1 protein-coding gene is annotated in these 490 nt (G+C 50.8%); it reads right to left on the reverse strand.

Annotated features, from left to right (window positions below; genetic code table 11):
* Nucleotides 1–60: 60 nt before the first annotated feature.
* Nucleotides 61–490: IS110 family transposase (locus BZG25_RS15685; protein ID WP_108744035.1), on the reverse strand; the 430-nt coding region annotated here is incomplete at its 5' end.

Below are 490 nucleotides of genomic sequence, written 5' to 3' on the forward strand. Positions count from 1 at the left end.
CTCATCAACTTGCGTGTGCAATGACCCGGTTGGTGTATTTCTCCTTACGACAGCGACGAGTTAGGCCGCGTAGTCTTGATAATCCGTTTGATGGTGCAACAACGCCCACACAATACGTGCATTTTTGGCTGCGAGAGCGACAATGGCGCGATTCATGCCACGTCGCTCAAGGATATTTCGCCCCCAGACACTGAGCCTATCTTGCTTATCGCCTAGGTTCGTGATGACGGCTCTCGCGCCATGCACTAAGAGCGTTCTGAGATATTTATCTCCTCGTTTACTAATACGACCCAATCGCGGCTTTCCTCCGGTTGAGTACTGTTTGGGCACTAATCCAAGCCAAGCAGCAAAGTCTCTACCGGAATCAAACTGCTCGCCTTTTCCGATAGTAGCGATAATCGCCGTTGCTGTTTGTGGGCCAATGCCGCGAACATTAAGAATACGCTGGGCATTAGGACTGGCCTTGGTAACCATATCGAAACACTGCTCG

Origin of the sequence: Salinivibrio sp. ML198, from assembly GCF_001996015.1 — a bacterium.
In the GTDB taxonomy this organism is placed as follows: Bacteria; Pseudomonadota; Gammaproteobacteria; order Enterobacterales; family Vibrionaceae; genus Salinivibrio; species Salinivibrio siamensis.